The 347-nt window shown below is 58.8% G+C and carries 1 pseudogene; it reads left to right on the top strand.

The features are described from left to right. Window positions 1–125: 125 nt before the first annotated feature. Window positions 126–347, top strand: a pseudogene (locus tag EN818_RS31235) (NADPH:quinone reductase); the annotation flags it as partial.

Raw genomic sequence — 347 nt, forward strand, 5'->3', positions numbered from 1 at the left:
GCCATGCTTTCGAGGCGATCCATATTCAAAACCTGTCGTTTCGACTGCTCTGCCGTTTGAACGATTTATCTCTGTTGGATGCCTCATCATAGTCAATTCCATCAAGCAGATTTGGAGTTGCACGGATGGCAAAGGTTGTTCGCTTTCACAGTCACGGCGGCCCGGAAGTGCTGCATATCGAAGATGTCGAGGTGCCGCGGCCCGGTCCGGGCGAGGTGCGGATCAGCGTCAAGGCGCTGGGCCTGAATCGCGCCGAAGCCTCGATGCGCAAGGGCACTTACATCGAGACGCCATCGCTGCCGTCGGGCCTCGGCCTCGAAGCGGAGGGCATTGTCGAGACGGTCGGC

It is taken from the genome of Mesorhizobium sp. M3A.F.Ca.ET.175.01.1.1 (genome assembly GCF_004791945.1).
In the GTDB taxonomy this organism is placed as follows: Bacteria; Pseudomonadota; Alphaproteobacteria; order Rhizobiales; family Rhizobiaceae; genus Mesorhizobium.